The organism is Roseateles sp. P1_C1_2, from assembly GCF_056406535.1.
Genome location: NZ_JBFUAB010000018.1, coordinates 140,284 through 158,633 on the forward strand (window position 1 = coordinate 140,284; position 18,350 = coordinate 158,633).

15 protein-coding genes and 1 tRNA gene are annotated in these 18,350 nt (G+C 67.2%); 11 read left to right on the forward strand and 5 right to left on the reverse strand.

The window, feature by feature from the left end:
* The first annotated feature begins 163 nt into the window (after positions 1–163).
* Together ilvN and ilvC are read left to right on the forward strand one after the other, a co-directional pair.
* Complete coding sequence (ilvN, locus tag AC1D2H_RS18970; protein WP_119045327.1) at positions 164–655, forward strand: acetolactate synthase small subunit; 492 nt, start codon at positions 164–166, stop codon at positions 653–655.
* Positions 656–705: 50 nt separating this feature from the next.
* Positions 706–1,722 carry a ketol-acid reductoisomerase gene (gene ilvC, locus AC1D2H_RS18975; protein ID WP_119045329.1) on the forward strand — a complete coding sequence of 339 codons (1,017 nt, stop codon included), beginning with the start codon at positions 706–708 and terminating at the stop codon, positions 1,720–1,722.
* 49 nt (positions 1,723–1,771) lie between these two features.
* On the opposite strand, the gene AC1D2H_RS18980 is transcribed toward ilvC, so the two are convergent.
* Positions 1,772–2,005 carry a hypothetical protein gene (locus tag AC1D2H_RS18980; protein ID WP_478012047.1) on the reverse strand — a complete coding sequence of 78 codons (234 nt, stop codon included), beginning with the start codon at positions 2,003–2,005 and terminating at the stop codon, positions 1,772–1,774.
* 172 nt (positions 2,006–2,177) lie between these two features.
* Between AC1D2H_RS18980 and pssA the strand changes: the two genes are divergently transcribed.
* The 5 genes from pssA (at position 2,178) to pbpG (ending at position 8,568) form a co-directional block, all read left to right on the forward strand.
* Entirely contained in the window at positions 2,178–3,002 is an 825-nt protein-coding gene (gene pssA / locus AC1D2H_RS18985; protein WP_477929506.1) for a CDP-diacylglycerol--serine O-phosphatidyltransferase, read from the forward strand.
* 197 nt (positions 3,003–3,199) lie between these two features.
* Complete coding sequence (gene leuA / locus AC1D2H_RS18990; protein WP_477929508.1) at positions 3,200–4,888, forward strand: 2-isopropylmalate synthase; 1,689 nt, start codon at positions 3,200–3,202, stop codon at positions 4,886–4,888.
* Positions 4,885–6,426 carry a 2-isopropylmalate synthase gene (locus AC1D2H_RS18995; RefSeq protein ID WP_477929510.1) on the forward strand — a complete coding sequence of 514 codons (1,542 nt, stop codon included), beginning with the start codon at positions 4,885–4,887 and terminating at the stop codon, positions 6,424–6,426. The genes leuA and AC1D2H_RS18995 overlap by 4 nt, the downstream gene beginning before the upstream one ends.
* 159 nt (positions 6,427–6,585) lie before the next feature.
* Entirely contained in the window at positions 6,586–7,149 is a 564-nt protein-coding gene (locus tag AC1D2H_RS19000) for a PEP-CTERM sorting domain-containing protein (RefSeq protein WP_477929512.1), read from the forward strand.
* Between the two features lie 423 nt (positions 7,150–7,572).
* On the forward strand, positions 7,573–8,568 hold the full coding sequence (pbpG, locus tag AC1D2H_RS19005; RefSeq protein WP_477929514.1) for a D-alanyl-D-alanine endopeptidase: 996 nt from the start codon (positions 7,573–7,575) through the stop codon (positions 8,566–8,568).
* A gap of 50 nt (positions 8,569–8,618) precedes the next feature.
* On the opposite strand, the gene AC1D2H_RS19010 is transcribed toward pbpG, so the two are convergent.
* A complete protein-coding gene (locus AC1D2H_RS19010) occupies positions 8,619–9,389 on the reverse strand; it encodes an IclR family transcriptional regulator (protein ID WP_477929516.1) in 771 nt (256 codons plus the stop codon).
* Positions 9,390–9,480: 91 nt separating this feature from the next.
* Here AC1D2H_RS19010 and AC1D2H_RS19015 point away from each other — a divergent pair, with 91 nt between their 5' ends.
* Positions 9,481–10,557 carry a TIGR03790 family protein gene (locus AC1D2H_RS19015; protein ID WP_478012048.1) on the forward strand — a complete coding sequence of 359 codons (1,077 nt, stop codon included), beginning with the start codon at positions 9,481–9,483 and terminating at the stop codon, positions 10,555–10,557.
* Here the strand turns inward: AC1D2H_RS19015 and hpnE are convergent.
* From hpnE to hpnC, 3 genes are read right to left on the reverse strand one after another with little or no spacing between them, the layout of a single operon-like run.
* Positions 10,485–11,774 carry a hydroxysqualene dehydroxylase HpnE gene (gene hpnE, locus AC1D2H_RS19020; protein ID WP_478012049.1) on the reverse strand — a complete coding sequence of 430 codons (1,290 nt, stop codon included), beginning with the start codon at positions 11,772–11,774 and terminating at the stop codon, positions 10,485–10,487. The two genes, AC1D2H_RS19015 and hpnE, sit on opposite strands and share 73 nt — an antisense overlap.
* A complete protein-coding gene (gene hpnD / locus AC1D2H_RS19025; RefSeq protein WP_478012050.1) occupies positions 11,771–12,619 on the reverse strand; it encodes a presqualene diphosphate synthase HpnD in 849 nt (282 codons plus the stop codon). The genes hpnE and hpnD overlap by 4 nt, the downstream gene beginning before the upstream one ends.
* Positions 12,620–12,629: 10 nt before the next feature.
* Positions 12,630–13,454, reverse strand: coding sequence for a squalene synthase HpnC (gene hpnC, locus AC1D2H_RS19030; RefSeq protein WP_478012051.1), 825 nt, complete (start codon positions 13,452–13,454; stop codon positions 12,630–12,632).
* Positions 13,455–13,597: 143 nt separating this feature from the next.
* Between hpnC and AC1D2H_RS19035 the strand changes: the two genes are divergently transcribed.
* From AC1D2H_RS19035 to AC1D2H_RS19045, 3 genes are all read left to right on the forward strand, one after another.
* Positions 13,598–14,737, forward strand: a complete 1,140-nt coding sequence (locus AC1D2H_RS19035) for an efflux RND transporter periplasmic adaptor subunit (protein ID WP_478012052.1) — start codon at positions 13,598–13,600, stop codon at positions 14,735–14,737.
* Between the two features lie 13 nt (positions 14,738–14,750).
* Positions 14,751–17,936 (forward strand): efflux RND transporter permease subunit, encoded by a 3,186-nt coding sequence (locus tag AC1D2H_RS19040; protein WP_478012053.1) that lies wholly within the window; start codon positions 14,751–14,753, stop codon positions 17,934–17,936.
* Between the two features lie 296 nt (positions 17,937–18,232).
* Positions 18,233–18,319 (forward strand) — tRNA-Leu (locus tag AC1D2H_RS19045).
* Positions 18,320–18,350: the final 31 nt, after the last annotated feature.

Here is an 18,350-nt window from a genome sequence, read left to right on the forward strand (position 1 = left end):
CTCTGAAGCCGAGGGCTCTGGCTGGCGTTACCGCGCCACCCGGGGCTCACGGCGAAAGACGCGATCAGTCCGACACCCGCAGCGATTCACTTCACTCGAACCCGCAGCCAAGGTCCGCTGGTTACCGCCAGCGGCACTGAAGAGCGCGAAGGACGAAGAACCCATGAAACACATCATTGCTTTGCTCATCGAGAACGAGCCGGGCGCGCTGTCGCGCGTCGTGGCACTGTTCTCGGCCCGCGGCTACAACATCGAAAGCCTGACTGTTGCGCCGACGGAAGACGCCTCGCTGTCGCGCATGACCATCGTGACCACCGGCAGCGACGAGGTCATCGAGCAGATCACCAAGCACCTGAACCGCCTCATCGAGGTCGTCAAGGTCGTCGACCTGACCGAGGGCAACTACACCGAGCGCGAGCTGATGCTCATCAAGGTGCGCGCCGTCGGCAAGGAGCGCGAGGAGATCAAGCGCACCGCCGACATCTTCCGCGGCCGCGTCATCGACGTCACCGAGAAGACCTACACCATCGAGCTGACCGGCGACGCGAGCAAGCTCGACGCCTTCATCGACGCGATCGACCGCGCGTCCATCCTCGAGACCGTCCGTACCGGCGCCAGCGGCATTGGCCGCGGCGAGCGCATCCTGCGCGTCTGATCCGTCTTCACACCCCACACATTCACAGTTTTTTCCTGGAGCGACCCATCATGAACGTCTACTACGACAAGGACGCCGATCTCAGCCTCATCAAGGGCAAGAACGTCACCATCATCGGCTACGGCTCACAAGGCCACGCCCACGCGCAGAACCTGAATGACAGCGGCTGCAAGGTCACCGTCGCCCTGCGTCGCGGCGGCGCGTCGTGGTCCAAGGCCGAAGGCGCTGGCCTCAAGGTCGCCGAGATCGCCGAGGCCGTGAAGGCTGCCGACGTGGTCATGATCCTGCTGCCCGACGAGCAGATCGCCGACGTCTACAAGAAGGAAGTCGAGCCCAACATCAAGCAGGGCGCATCGCTGGCCTTCGCCCACGGCTTCAACGTCCACTACGGCCAGGTGCAGCCGCGCGAAGACCTGGACGTCTGGATGGTCGCCCCCAAGGCCCCCGGCCACACGGTGCGCAACACCTACCGCCAGGGCGGCGGCGTGCCCCACCTGATCGCCATCTACGCCGACAAGACCGGCAAGGCGCGTGACCTGGCCCTGAGCTACGCCGCAGCCAATGGCGGCGGCAAGGCCGGCATCATCCAGACCTCGTTCCGCGAAGAAACCGAGACCGACCTCTTCGGCGAACAGGCCGTGCTGTGCGGCGGTGCCGTCGAGCTGATCAAGGCGGGCTTCGAGACGCTGACGGAAGCCGGCTATGCGCCCGAGATGGCCTATTTCGAGTGCCTGCACGAACTCAAGCTCATCGTGGACCTGATCTACGAAGGCGGCATCGCCAACATGAACTACTCGATCTCGAACAACGCCGAGTACGGCGAGTACGTGACCGGTCCGCGCGTCGTCACCGAAGACACCAAGAACGCGATGCGTCAGTGCCTGAAGGACATCCAGACCGGCGAGTACGCCAAGTCCTTCATCCTCGAAAACAAGGCCGGCGCCCCGACGCTGATCAGCCGCCGCCGCCTGACCGCCGAGCACCCCATCGAGCAGGTCGGCGAGAAGCTGCGTGAAATGATGCCCTGGATCAAGGCCAACAAGCTGGTCGACAAGGCGAAGAACTGAGCCACGGGTTCAGCACACTGAAAGGCCGGCGCATGCCGGCCTTTTTCGTTCAGGGCTGGTGATTGGCCCGCAACGCCTCCACGGCATCCTCGGGCAGCCATAACAGCGTGTTCAGATAGGTGTCCAGGCAATCAACCAGCGCCTGCCGCGGGCCTTCTCGCCACACGGCCGAGCCGTAGAAGGCGTCCTGCTGCATGACGAGCTGTTCGCGGCTGTCGAAGGCGCGGATCAGGAAGAAGCTTTCCTGCTCGTGGTCGGAGCGACCGAAAGCGACGACATCCATGCCGCTGGCGCGCACCAGCGGCAGGGCCTCGCGGACGGCGGCGACGAAGCGGTCCGCGCAGCCGGGCTTGAGGCGGTAGCTGCGGACTTGATGAGTTTCATGGCGTCTCCTGTCGTTTTCGGCAATCCTAGGAGCGTCATTTGCCGGGATCTGTCAGCTATCCTGACGGACTATGACCCCTGAGCCCACTGAGGACGACGAGCCCAGCACGTCCGTCCGCCCCCGCCGCAAAGGCATCTACGCCCTGCCCAACGCGATCACGCTGAGCGCGCTGTTCAGCGCCTTCTATGCCATCGTCATGGCAATCAATGGCCGTTTCGAAGTGGCCTGCGTCGCCATCTTCGCCGCCGCCATCCTCGACAGCCTGGACGGTCGCGTCGCGCGCATGACCAACACCCAGTCGGCTTTCGGCGAGCAGATGGACAGCCTGTCCGACATGGTCGCCTTCGGCGCCGCACCGGCACTCATCATCTACATGTGGGCCTTGAAGGACATGGGCAAGCCGGGCTGGATCCCGGCCTTCGTCTACATCGCCGGCGCGGCGCTGCGGCTGGCGCGCTTCAACGTCAACATCGGCGTCGTCGACAAGCGCTTCTTCCAGGGCCTGCCCAGCCCCGCGGCAGCGGCCATCGTCATGGGACTGATCTGGTGTGCGATCGACGCGCCCTGGTACTCCGGCGTGAGCAACATGCCCTGGCTGCGCTGGGTCGCGTTTGGCGTGACCTTGTTCGCCGGGCTTTCGATGGTCACGAATGCGCCCTTCTACAGCTTCAAAGTCTTCGACCGCCGGCGCAGTGTTCCCTTCATCGTGCTGGTGGCCATCATGCTCGGCATCGGCCTCATCGCACTCGACCCGCCCACTGTGTTGTTCGTGATCTTCTGTGTGTACGGGCTGTCCGGCTATGTCATCTACGGCTGGCGCAAGTCCAAGGGCAAGCAGGTCAGCGTCATCTCCACCAGCACCGATGAGCCCGATGAACGTGGCTTGCATCAATAGACATCCGTGCTAGATTCCGTCCCCATGAGCCGCAACGCGCGAATTAGCCTGCTACCAGTCCTAGAGGAACCACGGGTTCGCTAGTCAGTCGCGCACGTACGCTCACACCTGACCCCAACGGCCCGTATGCAACCGCAGCGGGCCGTTCGTGTTTTCAAAGGCTGCTGGTTGCGCCACCCACCCTCGGATGGACACCCATGTTGAAGCAACCGCAGCAAAAGTACCGCTCCTTCGCCCCGATCGCATTGCCGGACCGCCGCTGGCCCGACGCCGTGCTGACCCGCGCGCCGATCTGGCTGAGCACCGACCTGCGTGACGGCAACCAGGCCCTGATCGAGCCCATGGACATCGCCCGCAAGCTGCGCATGTTCCAGCAACTGGTGAAGATCGGCTTCAAGGAGATCGAGGTCGGTTTCCCGTCTGCGTCGCAGACCGAATTCGACTTCGTGCGCCTGCTCATCGAAGGCGGCCACATCCCCGACGACGTGACCATCCAGGTGCTGACGCAGGCGCGTGCCCACCTGATCGAGCGCACGTTTGAATCTCTCGACGGCGCCAAGCGCGTCATCGTCCACGTCTACAACGCCGTCGCGCCCATCATGCGTCGCGTGGTGCTGGGCACCGACGAGGATGGCATCGTGGAACTGGCCAGTTCGCACGCCCGCCAGATCAAGGAACTGGCTGCCGCACGTCCGGGCGTGGACTGGCGCTTCGAGTATTCGCCCGAGATGTTCTCCGGCACCGAACTGGCGTTCAGTAAGCGCGTCGTCGATGCGGTCACCGCGGTCTGGGCGCCCACGCCCGAACGCAAGTGCATCATCAACCTGCCGTCCACCGTCGAGCACAGCACGCCCAACATCTTCGCGGACATGATCGAGTGGATGCACCGCCACCTCGAGCGCCGCGACAGCATCGTGCTGTCCGTCCACCCGCACAACGATCGCGGCACCGGCACGGCCGCCGGCGAGTTCGCGTTGATGGCCGGCGCCGACCGCGTCGAAGGCTGCCTGTTCGGCAATGGCGAGCGCACCGGCAATGTCGACCTCGTCAACATCGCGCTGAACCTCTACACCCAGGGCGTCGACCCGCAGCTGGACTTCTCCGACATCGACGAGGTGCGCCGCTGCGTCGAGCACTGCACGCAGATTGCCGTGCACCCGCGTCACCCCTATGTGGGCGACCTCGTCTACACGTCCTTCTCGGGCTCCCACCAGGACGCCATCAAGAAGGCTTTCTCGGCCCGCCAGGAGGGAGAGATTTGGGACATGCCCTACCTCCCCATCGACCCCAAGGACCTGGGCCGCAGCTATGACGCCGTCATCCGTGTGAACAGCCAGTCCGGCAAGGGCGGCATCGCCTATCTGCTGGAAGCCGAATACGGCCTGGAGCTGCCGCGCCGCCTGCAGATCGAGTTCAGCCAGGTCGTGCAGCGCGTCATGGACGACGCCGGCAAGGAGCTGACCGCGGCCGACATCTACGCCATCTTCGAACGCGAGTACGGCATTGGCAACGCCGGCGCCTCCGTCGTGCAGCCGCAGATGACCGAGGTGGCCGGTGGTGCGATGCGGCTGTCTGCCGAGGTCGTGCTGGGCGGCTGGATGGGCCATGTGCAGGGCGAGGGCAACGGCCCCATCGACGCCTTCGTCAACGCGCTGTCGACCCGCCTGGGGCAGGAGGTGCGCGTGCTGGACTATCACGAGCACTCCATCGGCAGCGGCGCCGATGCGCGCGCCGTGGCCTATCTGGAACTGCGCGTGGGCGACGTGACGCGCCACGGCGTCGGCATTGATGGCAGCATCGTGCGTGCGTCCATGCAGGCCATCCTGTCCGGCCTGTCGCGCGCACCGGTGGCAGTGCCCCAGATTCGAGAGGAGAACGTGCGATGACAGACAAGCTCATCATCTTCGACACCACGCTGCGCGACGGCGAGCAGTCGCCCGGCGCGTCGATGACGCGTGAGGAAAAGCTGCGCATCGCCCGCCAGCTCGAGCGCATGCGCGTGGACATCATCGAGGCCGGCTTCGCGGCATCGAGCAATGGCGATTTCGAGGCCGTCAAGGCCATCGCCGCGGCCGTGAAGGAGAGCACCGTCTGCTCGCTGGCGCGCGCCAACGACCGTGACATTGCCCGCGCCGCCGAGGCCCTGGCCGGCGCGAACAGCGCGCGCATCCACACCTTCATCGCCACCAGCGAACTCCATATGGAGAAGAAGCTGCGCATGAGCCGTGAGCAGGTGCTCGAGCAGGCCACGCTGGCGGTGCGTTTCGCGCGCAACCTGTGTGGCGACATCGAGTTCTCGCCCGAGGACGGCTACCGCTCCGACATCGACTTCCTGGCCCGCGTCTGCGAGGCCGTCATCAGGGAAGGCGCGGGCACCATCAATATCCCCGACACCGTCGGCTATGCGATCCCTGAGCTGTATGGCGACTTCATCCGCCGCCTGCGCGAGAAGGTGCCCAACTCGGACAAGGTGATCTGGAGCGTGCATTGCCACAACGACCTGGGCATGGCGGTCGCCAACTCCCTGGCCGGCGTGAAGGTCGGCGGCGCGCGCCAGGTGGAATGCACCATCAACGGCCTGGGCGAGCGCGCCGGCAACTGCTCGCTCGAGGAAGTCGTCATGGCCGTCAAGACACGGCGCGACTACTTCGGCCTGGATGTCGGCATCGAAACCGTGCAGATCGTGCCGGCCTCCAAGCTGGTGTCGCAGACGACCGGCTTCGTCATCCAGCCCAACAAGGCCGTCGTCGGCGCCAATGCCTTTGCGCATGCCAGCGGCATCCACCAGGACGGCGTGCTGAAGGCCCGCGACACCTACGAGATCATGCGCGCCGAGGACGTGGGCTGGGCCGCCAACAAGATCGTGCTGGGCAAGCTGTCGGGCCGCAACGCCTTCAAGGCGCGCCTGCAGGAACTGGGCATCGAACTGGAGAGCGAGGCCGAGGTCAACAACGCCTTCGTGCGCTTCAAGGACCTGGCCGACCGCAAGAACGAGATCTTCGACGAGGACATCGTCGCCCTCGTCATGGACGAGTCCGTCATCAACGACGCGGAGCACTACCGGCTGCTGTCGCTGTCCCAGCGCAGCGAGACCGGCGAGCGCCCGCACGCGGCCATCGTCTTCGCCGTCGGCCACCAGGAGCATCGTGCGGAAAGCGATGGCAATGGTCCCGTCGACGCGACGCTGCAGGCCATCGAATCGGTCGTGCAGTCGGGCGCCGAGATGCTGCTGTATTCGGTCAACGCCATCACCGGCGGCAGCACCGAATCCCAGGGCGAGGTGACAGTGCGGCTGCAGCACGCCGGCCGGGTGGTGAACGGCGTGGGCGCCGACCCGGACATCATCGTGGCGTCGGCCAAGGCCTATCTGAGCGCCTTGAACAAGCTGCAGAGCAAGGCCGAGCGGGTGGCGGCGCAAGGTTAGTTCGCCGTCAACCCAGCGTCGAGATTCTTGACAGTCACGGCACTGCGTCGGCCGCGCCTTTTGCTAAGCCGTTGATTGCTCGGGGTTTTCTCCACAATCTTGTGGATGGCTCGGAAATTGCACCGTGTCGGCATTCGCATCCGAAACCCTGGAGTAGCCATGACGTCGATCGCCCGCCTGCTGAAAGCCTTCACCCTCTCCGTCGGCCTCCTGGCTGGTGGTTTGGCTGGCGCAGCACCCACGATCAGCTATTCGGGCGGCGTTGCTGTCGGCATCCAGGACCTGGTGGTGGATGGCCTGTCCTACAACGTTTCCTTTGCCTTTGGGTCCTACAACACGGTCTTCGCCTCTGACGCCCCGTCCTTCCTGGGCGATGCGGCCCTGGCGGATGAGGCGGCGGATGCCCTGCTGACGGTTCTGGATGCGGCTCCCGTTCGCATTGGCGACCCGTCGAAGTGCTGCGGCATCCTTTGGGTGCCGTACGCGGACCAGTTCCAAGGCAATATCGGCCAGTACCAGGCAATGCAGACGGGTTATCAAGACGGCACCGGCACCAACTGGCAGCGTTTCGGCTCGTTCGTGGACACGAAGTCGGCCAACCGCGCCGAGAACAATTGGGCCTTCGCGGTGTTCACCCCGAACGCCGTGCCTGAGCCGGCCTCCCTTGCCCTGGTTGGCCTGGCGCTGGCAGGTCTCGGCCTCGCGCGCCGCCGCGCTTCCTGAGCGTCTTTCCGGATGGCGCCGGGTCGCGCCAACCTACCGCCGTTGCCGCTGTAACCGTCGTGATCCCGGTCACGACGGTTGCAACCGTTTCCATGTCCCCGTGGAATCTGGCGCGTAAACGCCCCGGTGCTCCGGGCACAGATCACCGGCCCCGCCCTCAGAATCTCGTCCAGAGGTCACCCGCGAGCAGCGCGCAGGTGGGCGGCGAGCGGTTTGGGGCTGATCCCAATATCCCTAGCTTGTCAGCCGAGGCCTACTTGAGAGCGTTTGGAGCCCGCTGCGAAGCGAAAGAACCGGTGGCAAGCCTGGGGTGACGGCCCGTCGAAACGGGACAAGAGTTCACTTGAGGTATCTCACTTAAGTTCTTATCTTGTCGGTACTTTTGGCGTCACGTACACTGCCGCCCTGCGTTGGGGACCTCCGTTGAAGACATTTGCTGCCGCTTTTCTGAGCCTCGCCTTCCTGGCCGCCTTGCCCGGCGCCGCCACGGCTGCTGCCGCTGACGCCAAGCCCAAGGCCACCCGCACCGCCGCCAAGACCGCCGCGACGCCCGCACGCAAGGTGCGCTCCGTCGTGCTGCGCAAGGCCGCCGCACCGGTCATCCCGGCTGTCGCCACCTTCGGCCAGGTTGCCGGCCTGCACGCCGTGGACGACCCGCTGGCCTTGAAGTCCAGCGTGGCCTATGTGCTGGACCAGGACACCAACGAGGTGCTGTTCTCCAAGAATCCCCAGGCCGTGCTGCCCATCGCCTCCATCACCAAGCTGATGACGGCCCTGGTGGTTGTCGAGGCCGGCCTGTCGCTGGACGACAAGCTGACGGTGACCGACGAGGACATCGACACCGAGAAGTTCACCCGCTCCCGCCTGACCGTCGGCACGACGCTGACGCGTGGCGACATGCTGCACCTGGCCCTGATGGCCAGCGAGAACCGCGCGGCCCATGCCCTGGGTCGCAACTACCCCGGTGGCCTGGAGGCCTTCGTGGCCGCGATGAACGCCAAGGCCCAGACGCTGGGCATGGCCGACACCCATTACGTCGAGCCCACCGGCCTGTCCAGTCGCAATCAGAGCAGCGCCGCTGACCTGGCCAAGCTCGTCAACACGACCAGCCAGGTGCCGCTGCTGCGCGACCTGTCCACGTCGCGCGAGGCTCGCGTGGCCCTGGGCAAGCGCCTGGTGCAGTTCCGCTCCACCAATGGCCTGTTGTCCAACCCGCTGTGGGACATCGGCCTGCAGAAGACCGGCTTCATCAACGAGGCCGGCAAATGCCTCGTCATGCAGGCCAGCATGGCCGGCCGCAAGCTGATCATGGTGTTCCTGGATTCCAGCGGCAAGGCCTCGCGGATTGCCGACGCCGAGCGCATGCGCAAATGGCTGGCGAGCCAGGGCGACAGCGCAGCGCCGTCGGCCAAGCTCTGACGGCTGACTCCCGATAAAGAACGCGGCGCCTTGGCGCCGCGTTTTGCTTTCTAGGCCCGGTGTCCCAACGCCGATGAGATCTGCGCCGCCGTCTCCTTCAGCCTGACGACCCAGCTTTCCTCCAACCGGTCCGCCGGTGCCGAGATCGACAGGCCGGCCACCAGCTTGGCCTGGTCGTCGTAGATGCCGGCGGCCATGCAGCGCACGCCCAGTTCCAGCTCCTCGTCGTCGCGGGCGATGCCGCGCTGGCGCACCATGGCCAGTTCGCGCTCGAGGGAGCCGATGTCGGTCAGGCTGTTGCGCGTGTGGCCCGACAGGCCGGTGCGCGTCGCGTAGGCGCGCACGCGTGGGCTGTCGTCGCTGGCCAGGAAGAGCTTGCCCACCGACGTCAGGTGCAACGGCGCACGGCCGCCGACGGCGCGCACGACCTGCATGCCCGAGCGTTCCGAGTAGGTGCGCTCGATGTAGACGATTTCGTCACCCTGGCGCACCGACAGGTTGACGGGCTGGTGGGTGAACTTGTGCAGCTCGCGCATCGCCGGCAGGGCGGCGTCGCGCACGTCCAGGCGCGCCTTCACCAGATTGCCCAGCTCCAGCATGCGCATGCCGAGTCGATAACTACCGGCTTCGGGGCGATCCACGTATCGACCGAGGGTCAGGTCATTGAGAATCCGGTGCGCCGTGGAGGGGTGCAGGCCGGTGGCCTCGGAGAGGGCCTTCAGCGAAACCGGGTCCTGGTGCTGGGCCAGCACGTCCAGCAGCGAGAACATGCGCTCCAGCACCTGGATCGCCGGGGTCTGCTGGGCCTCTTTGGATTTCATGCCGTCATTGTGGGGGAGATTGCCTGTGTTTTGTATGGCGAAAGCGGGCTTCAGGAGGTGGCAAGCCGGGCTGGCCCTGGCGCTGGCCTGCATGGGTGCGATCCAGGCCGCGGAGCCGGCTGCCACGCCCGCTCCGCCAGGGGAGGCCCGCTGGGCCCGCGCGCCGCGGCTTTACGGGCGCATCACGGCCAATGAGCTCGGCCTGGTCATCAACACGGCCGACCCCTATTCGGTCAGCGTGGGCGAGTACTACGCCAGGCGCCGCGGCATCCCGCCGGAGCAGGTGCTGCGTGTGCAACTGCCGCTGCGGGCCAGCCTCACGCGCGAGGAGTTCACGGCGCTGGACCAGGCCCTCCGCAGCCAGATGCCGGAACACGTCAATGGCCTGGCCCTGGCCTGGGTGCAGCCCTATGCCGTCGACTGCAATTCGCTGACCAGTGCGCTGGGCGTCGGGTTGCAGCCCAATGTCTGCGCCCAGTCCTGTGCCGCCACGCGCATCAGCCCCTACACGGCTTATTTCGGCGCCAAGCCTTGGTTGGTCATCGGCGTGCGCCCGACGATGCAGCTGGCGGCCCGCTCGGTGCCGGCGGCCATGGCCATGATCGAGCGCGGCATCGCCGCCGACCACACGCTGGCGGCCGGCGCAGCCGAGCCGGCCATGGTCTATCTGGCCTCGACGCCGGACGCGGCCCGCAATGTGCGTGAGCGCCTGTTCCCGCCGGCCGGTCCGGTGCCGGGCGTTGCGGGCTTCGAGGTGGCGCGCGTGAAGAGCGACGCGCTGCCCGCGATGCGCCGCACGCTGATCTACGAAACCGGCCTCATCCGCGTGCCCAGGCCGCTAGGCGGCGAATGGCTGCCCGGTGCGCTGGCCGATCATCTGACGTCAGCGGGCGGCGTGCTCGACAAGCCGCCGGCCGACGAAGGCCAGATGAACATCCTCGACTGGATAGACGCCGGTGCGACGGCCAGCTACGGCACGGTCAGCGAGCCCTGCAACCATCTGCAGAAGTTCCCCCACCCGCAGATGCTGATCCAGGCCTATGCCCAGGGCCTGAGCGCGCTGGAGGCCTATTGGCACAGCGTGGCCTGGCCGGCTCAGGGCGTGTTTGTCGGCGAACCGCTGGCAGCGCCGTTCGCGCCCGTTCCGGCCTCCGCACCCACGCCTTGAGCGGCCGCCAGGCCTGAGCGCACCGCGCCTTCCAGCGTGGCGGGGTAGGGGCCGGCAATGTAGTCACCGGCCGCCCACAGGCCTGGTGCAATGCGGGCGGAGGCTCGCTGCAGGCCGGGCGTGCAGGCAAAGGTCGCGCGCTTTTCGGTCAGCACCTTGTCGATGACGGGCGGCGTGGCCCAACCCAGCTCGCGTTGCGCCTGGGCCAGCACCGCCTCGGCACAGCCGCCGCGCTCGACCCAGGGTGCGGCGCCGCTGACGACGAAGGCGAAGCGCCCCGGTGCCCCGCCCAGGGCGCCGTGGTCGAAGACGAACTGGGCCGGCGCATCCGGCCCCTCGCGCAGCGCCAGCATGGGCGCGGGCAGGGCGCTGCCGGGGCTGCTCAGGTAGACGGTGATGATGGGCTCGAAGCCCAGCGCGCCGGCGGTGGCCGACCAGCCCGGTGCGAGGTCGGCGGTCAGCCGCGCGGCCTCGACGCTGGTGCAGGCCAGCACGACGGCGTCGAAGGCTTCACCATCGACGCGCCAGCCGGGCTCGATCTTCTGCACGCGAGCGCCCAGGCGCAGGCGCTCGCCCAGCCAGGCCGTGGCCGGGCCGGCCAGCAGTTCGGACAGCGGCCGCCGCGGCAGCAGCAGGTCGGCGCTGCCGGCACCGCTGAAGAGGGCATCCTTCAACACGCGCAGGAAAACCTGGGCGCTGGCCTGGGGGGCGGGCGTGTTCAGCGCGGCCACGCACAGCGGCTCGACGAGGTCGCGCTTCACGACCGCGGGCAAGCCGGCGCAGAGTTCGGCCACGCTCAGCCGGGCGTCGCAGCGGAAGCCCCGTGCCAGCCAGCCGCCAGCCGCCATCAGCAGGCCCAGCCGTGCCGTCAGCGGCCAGCCGCCGTGCGACAGCACGCCGCGCGTGAAAGCGATGAGAGGTGGCCCCGGCGGCAGCTTCAGGCCGGGCTCGCCGGGGTAGGGCAGGGCCAGTGGCAGGCGCTTCAGCACGGCTTCGGGGGCGATGCCCAGCCGACGCATCAGCGCCAGGCTGTCGCGGTAGGCGCCGATGAGGATGTGCTGGCCGTTGTCGTACGGCGGCTCGCCGGCCACGCTGCGCGCCCGGCCGCCCAGCTGGGGCGCCATCTCGAAGACGGTGATGTCGTGGCCCGCATCGGCCAGCGCGACGRCCGCCGCGATGCCGGCCCAGCCGCCACCGACGATGGCTACGCGGCTCACTTGCCGCGCCAGTTGGTTTTCATTGCGATCCAGAGCTTGCGCAGCGGCGTCAGCGCAATGCGCTGGTGCAGCACCTGGAAGTTTTCGCGTTCGATCTCGACGAGCAGGGCGCGATAGATGTTGGCCATCATCAGCCCCGGCTTCTGCGCGGCACGGTCGACCTCGGGCAGCAGTGCCAGCGCCTCGTCGTAGAGCCGGTGCGCGCGCTCGGCCTGGAACTTCATCAGCGCGGTGAAGCGCTCCGAATAGCCCCAGGGCTTGCTGCGCAGCAGGATCTCGTTGGCCTTGACGCCGAACTGCTGCAACTCGTTCACCGGCAGATAGATGCGGCCGCGGCGCGCGTCATCGCCGACGTCGCGGATGATGTTGGTCAGCTGCATGGCCTGGCCCAGCTTGTGGGCGTACTCGACGGTCTGAGGCTGGCTGCGGCCGAAGATGCTGCTCGCCACCTCGCCGACGACGCCGGCCACCAGATGGCAGTAGCGCTGCAGGCCCGGGAAGTCGAGATAGCGCGTCTGCTGCAGGTCCATCTCGCAGCCCTCGATGACGGCGTTCAGGTGCTCCAGCCGGATGTCGTAGCTGGCCGTGTGCGGCATCAGCGCTTTCATGACGGGATGGCTGGCCTGGCCCGCGAAGGCGCTGGCCACTTCCTTGCGCCACCAGGCGAGTTTGGTCGCGGCGACGCCGGCGTCCTGGGTCTCGTCGACGACGTCATCCACCTCGCGGCAGAAGGCATAGAAGGCCGTGATCGCGGCCCGCCGCGGCAGCGGCAGGAAGAGGAAGGCGTAATAGAAGCTCGAGCCGCTCGCGGCGGCTTTCTCTTGGACGTACTGTTCGGGAGTCACGGCTCTGGGCTCATGGTGCGGCCCGCATTGTCAGGGCGCGCCACAGCAGGCGAGGACCGTCCCAAACCCTTAAAGCAGGGCGGTGCAGCAGGCTGTCGTGATGACGCGCCGCTATCTTGTCGAGGATGAGCAGGCCACCCTGCACGACCAGGCGCAGCTCCCAGCCGGCGCGGCCGGGCAGGCTCAGGGCCAGTGGTGCGCCCTCCAGCATGAGCCGGCGCGCCCAGGCGCAGAGGTCGGCGATCAAGGCGCGGGCGGCCGGGCCGTCGCGGCAAGCGAGCACATCCTCGGCACGCACGCCGTGACGATCCAGGTCGTTCTGCGGCACATAGAGCCGGCCGTTGGGGCCGTCGCGGCTGAAGTCCTGCCAGAAATTGATGAGCTGCAGTGCCGAGCAGATGGCGTCCGAGCGGCGCAGCGAGGCCGCGTCGCTGACGCCGTAAAGCCCCAGCAGCAGCCGGCCCACCGGGTTGGCCGAGCGGCGGCAATAGTCCAGCAGGTGCTCGTGGTCGCGGTAGCGCGGCGGCGCCAGGTCCTGTTCGAAGGCGGAGATCAGGTCGTGCAGCAGCGGCGGCTGCAGGCGGTGCATCTCCCGGGCGAGCGGGGTGTAGACCTGGGGCCAGCGCAGCGAGGGCGCCTGGCCGGCCACCACCGCGGCCAGGTCGGCCCGGTAGGCCTGCAGCGCCTGGGCGCGCTCGGCGGTGCTGGCGTCGCCCTCGTCGGCCAGGTCGTCCGCCGTGCGCGCGAAGTGGTAGATCGCCACCACCGCCGGCCGCAATCCGGGCGGGCACAGCATGGATGCGACGGGAAAGTTCTCGTAATGGTCGACGCTCAAGCTTTTTCTCAAGTTCCGCTTGCAAAGCCCCGGCGTAACAGCGAAATTCTGCGAGGTTTGACAGTTGTCACAGGGTCTGAATACATTACTGACCCGCCGGTCATTAAATTTCAGGGCTGGTCGTTTCACGCTTCGAGGTCTGCATGTCCCATCTTCTGCGTCTCGCACCGCCCCTGCTGTCGGCGGCACTGCTGTCCGCCCTGTTGTCCGGGTGTGGCAAGCAGCCCGCCGCTCCCGAGCCGGAACGCGCGGTACGCACGCAACTCGTCAGCGCCGGTTCGGCCAGTGCCAGCCATGAGTATGCGGCCGAGGTGAAGCCGCGCATCGAGTCGCGCCTGTCCTTCCGCGTCAGCGGCAAGCTGCTGAGCCGCTCGGTCAACCTCGGCGACACGGTCAAGCCCGGCCAGGCCCTGGCGCGCATCGACGCTCAGGACCTGAAGCTGGCCGAGGCCGCCGCCAGTGCCGCGGTCATGGCCGCGCGCACCAACCGCGACCAGGCCGGTGCCGACTACAAGCGCTTTGTCGACCTGCAGCGCCAGGGCTTCATCAGCGCGGCCGAACTGGAGCGTCGCGACTCGGCCTTCAAGGCGGCCCAGGCCCAGCTGGAACAGGCCAAGGCCCAGTCCGATGTGCAGGGCAACCAGTCCGGCTATGCCCAACTGATGGCCGACGGCGCTGGTGTCGTGACCGGTGTCAACGCCGAGCCCGGACAGGTGCTGGCGGCTGGCACGCCGGTGGTGAGCGTGGCCCTGGACGGCCCGCGCGACCTGGTTTTCTCGGTGCCCGAGGACCAGGTCGCGCGTGTCAAGGCCGCCGCCGGTGTGGCAGGTGCGCTGAAGGTGCGGCTGTGGGGCGCTGACAAGACCTACCCCTTGGCGCTGCGCGAGGTGTCCGCCGCCGCCGACCCGGTCACGCGCACCTTCCTCATCAAGGCCGACGCCGGCAAGCTGGACGTGCGGCTGGGCCAGTCGGCCACCGTCGTGCTGGACCTGCCGCAGATTGCCGGCGTCATGAAGCTGCCGCTCGCGGCCGTGCTGCAGCAGGGTGGCAAGACCTCGGTCTGGGTCCTGGACGGCGCGTCGATGACGGTCAAGCCGGTGGCGGTGCAGATCGGTGGTGCCGAAGGCAATGACGTCGTCATCGCGGGTGGACTGAGTCAGGGCCAGGAGGTCGTCGTCGCGGGGGTGCACGTGCTCAACCCTGGCCAGAAGGTCAAGCGTTATGTGCCGCCGCGGACCGCGGCAGCGCCGGCAGCTCCCGTGGCTTCTGCGGCCTCACGCTGAGCCGGGGCTGCACATGACTTCCCCGATCACCAAGGAACTCCACGTCGGCGGCTTCAACGTGTCGCGCTGGGCGCTGGAGCATCCGGCCCTGACGCGCTACCTGATGGTGGTGCTGATGCTGATGGGCTTCGTCGCCTATTTCCAGCTCGGCCAGGACGAGGACCCGCCGTTCACCTTCCGCGCCATGGTCATCCAGGCCTTCTGGCCGGGCGCCACGGCCCAGCAGATGGCCGACCAGGTCACCGACAAGATCGAGAAGACGCTGCAGGAAGTGAACCACGCGGACAAGATCCGTTCGTACACCAAGCCGGGCGAGTCGCTGACGGTCTTCCAGGTCAAGGACAACACGCCGCCCAAGGAGGTCGCCGACCTCTGGTACCAGACGCGCAAGAAGATCGGCGACATGCGCTCGTCGCTGCCGTCAGGTGTGCTGGGGCCTGTGTTCAACGACGAGTTCGGCGACGTCTACGGCTCCATCTACGCGCTGTCGGCCGATGGCTTCAGCCGTGAGGAGCTGCGCGAGCACGCCGACCGCGTGCGCCAGGCCCTGCTGCAGGTCAAGGACGTGGCCAAGGTCGAGATCTTCGGCATCCAGCCCGAGAAGCTCTTCATCGAGGTTTCGCAGAAGCGACTGGCCCAGCTGGGCCTGGACTTCAGCCAGGTCATCAACCAGATCGGCGCGCAGAACGCCGTGGAGAGCGCGGGCCTGCTGAACGCCGGCAGCGCCAACTTCCAGGTGCGGGTGCAGGGCCAGTTCACGACCGCCCAGGCCCTGGCCGAGGTGCCCATCCGCGCCATCAACCCGGCCACCGGCGTGGCCAGCCAGATGCGCCTGGGCGACATCGCCACCATCAAGCGCGAATACGTCGACCCGCCGGCCACCAAGGTGCGCCACCAGGGCAAGGAAGTGCTGGCCCTGGGTGTGTCCATGGCCAAGGGTGGCGACATCATCGCGATGGGCAAGGCGCTCGCCGTGGCCCTCAAGGGCATCGAGCGCGAGCTGCCGGCCGGCATCCAGCTCGAGCAGGTGCAGGACCAGCCCAAGGCCGTGACGACCTCGGTGGGCGAGTTCGTGCATGTGCTCATCGAAGCCGTCGTCATCGTGCTGGCGGTCAGCTTCATCTCGCTGGGCCTGCACACCAAGCCCCTGCGCATCGACATCTGGCCCGGCCTGGTCGTCGGCATCACCATCCCGCTGGTGCTGGCCATCACCTTCACGACGATGTTCTATTGGGGCGTCGGCCTGCACAAGATCTCGCTGGGCTCGCTGATCATTGCGCTCGGGCTGCTGGTGGACGACGCCATCATTGCCGTCGAGATGATGGTGCGCAAGCTCGAAGAGGGCTACGACAAGATGCACGCCGCCACCTTCGCCTACGACGTGACGGCCATGCCCATGCTGACCGGTACGCTGATCACGGCGGTGGGCTTCCTGCCCATCGGCCTGGCCAAGTCGACGGTGGGCGAATACACCTTCGCGATCTTTGCGGTGACGGCCGCGTCGCTGATCATTTCCTGGGTCGTGTCGGTCTATTTCGTGCCCTATCTCGGCGCCCTGCTGCTGAAGAGCAAGCCGGCCGCGGACGGCGAGGTCCACGAGCTCTTTGACACGCCGTTCTACAACCGCTTCCGCGGCGTCGTGCGCTGGTGCGTGGAGAACCGCTGGAAGACCATCGCCATCACGCTGCTGGTGTTTGCGCTGGGCATCTTCGGCATGGGCCGGGTGCAGCAGCAGTTCTTCCCCGACTCCAGCCGCCCCGAGGTGCTGGTCGACCTGTGGCTGCCCGAGGGTTCGACCATCCAGGAGACCGAGGCCCTGGCCAAGCGCTTCGAGGCCCGCATGCTGAAGGAACCCGGCATCGCGACCGTGACGAGCTGGATCGGTTCCGGCGTGCCGCGCTTCTATCTGCCGCTGGACCAGATCTTCCCGCAGGCCAATGTCACGCAGTCCATCCTGCTGCCCAAGGATCTGGTGGCCCGCGAGGAGTTGCGCAAGCGCCTGCCGGCCGTGCTGGCCGAGGAGTTCCCGGAGGCGCGTGGCCGCGTCAAGCTGCTGCCCAACGGCCCGCCCGTGCCCTATCCGGTGCAGTTCCGCGTGACGGGAGCCGACCCCAAGATCGTGCGCGACTGGGCCGACAAGGCCAAGGACATCCTGCGTTCCAACGCCAATATGCGTGGCGTCAATGACAACTGGAACGAGAACGTCAAGATGCTGCGTCTCAAGGTCGACCAGGACAAGGCGCGGGCCCTGGGTGTTTCCAGCCAGAGCCTGGCGCAGTCGGCACGCACGCTGCTGTCGGGCAGCGTCATCGGCCAGTACCGCGAGGCCGACAAGCTCATCGACATCGTGCTGCGCCAGCCCAAGGACGAACGCGCCGTCATCACCGACATCGCGAATGCCTATGTGCCAACCAGCACCGGCCGCTCCATTCCGCTGACGCAGATCGCCAAGGTCGAGTTCGACTGGGAGCCGGGCGTCATGTGGCGCGAAGGCCGCCTCTATGCCGTGACGGTGCAGGGCGACGTGGCCGAGGGCCTGCAGGGCGCGACGGTCACCAAGGAAGTCTGGCCCAAGCTCGACGAGTTGCAGAAGCAGATGCCCGTCGGCTACGGCATCCAGATCGCGGGTGCCGTGGAGGAGAGCAACAAGGGAACGGGCTCGATCGGCGCGGGCGTGCCCATCGCCCTCTTCATCATGCTGACGCTGCTGATGCTGCAGCTGCACAGCTTCGTGCGCTCGGCGCTGGCCTTCCTGACAGGCTTCTTCGGCATCGCCGGTGTCGCGTTCGCGCTGTTGGTGCTGAACCGGCCGTTTGGCTTTGTCGCCTTGCTCGGTGTGATCGCGCTGTTCGGCATGATCATCCGGAACTCGGTCATCCTGATCGACCAGATCGAGCAGGACCGTGCCCGCGGCGTGCCGGACTGGTCGGCGGTCGTGGAGTCCGCGGTGCGGCGCTTCCGCCCCATCGTGCTGACGGCCGCAGCTGCGGTGCTCGCGATGATCCCGCTGTCCCGCAGCGTGTTCTGGGGCCCGATGGCCGTCGCCATCATGGGCGGCCTCATCGTCGCGACGGCCCTGACGCTGCTGGCGCTGCCGGCGATGTACTCCGTCGTGTTCCGCGTCATGCGGCCGAAGGAAGAGGAACACAGCCGCCTGCACAGCCGCTTCGTCGACACCGAAGCCGCCGATCCGGCCTGAGCGTCTTTGGCTAGGTGTTCCGGGCCGAGCGCTGGGCCGCTCCCGAGCCGGCCCGCTTGAGGCTGCTTGCGGCTCAATGCCGCGAGCAGCCTTGTCCCCTCGGGGGACCGGTCAGACGCACCGCGTTCAGCGGCGTGCGGCTGGACGAGGGGCTCACTTTCTCTAGGGTTTTGCCGCCCCTTGCATCGGGGCGGCGGGCAAACCGTGCGAGGTCGCTACAATCGCCGGTTTGCCGAATCGCCTGAATCGTCTCTAAATGGGTTGCTCCTGAGCAGCCCAACCTGAACCAACCCGTTGCGCGGGTGGCGAAATTGGTAGACGCACCAGGTTTAGGTCCTGACGCCTTCACGGGCGTGCCGGTTCGAGTCCGGCCCCGCGCACCACTACTGTCCTTCAACTGTTTCCGAGTCCATC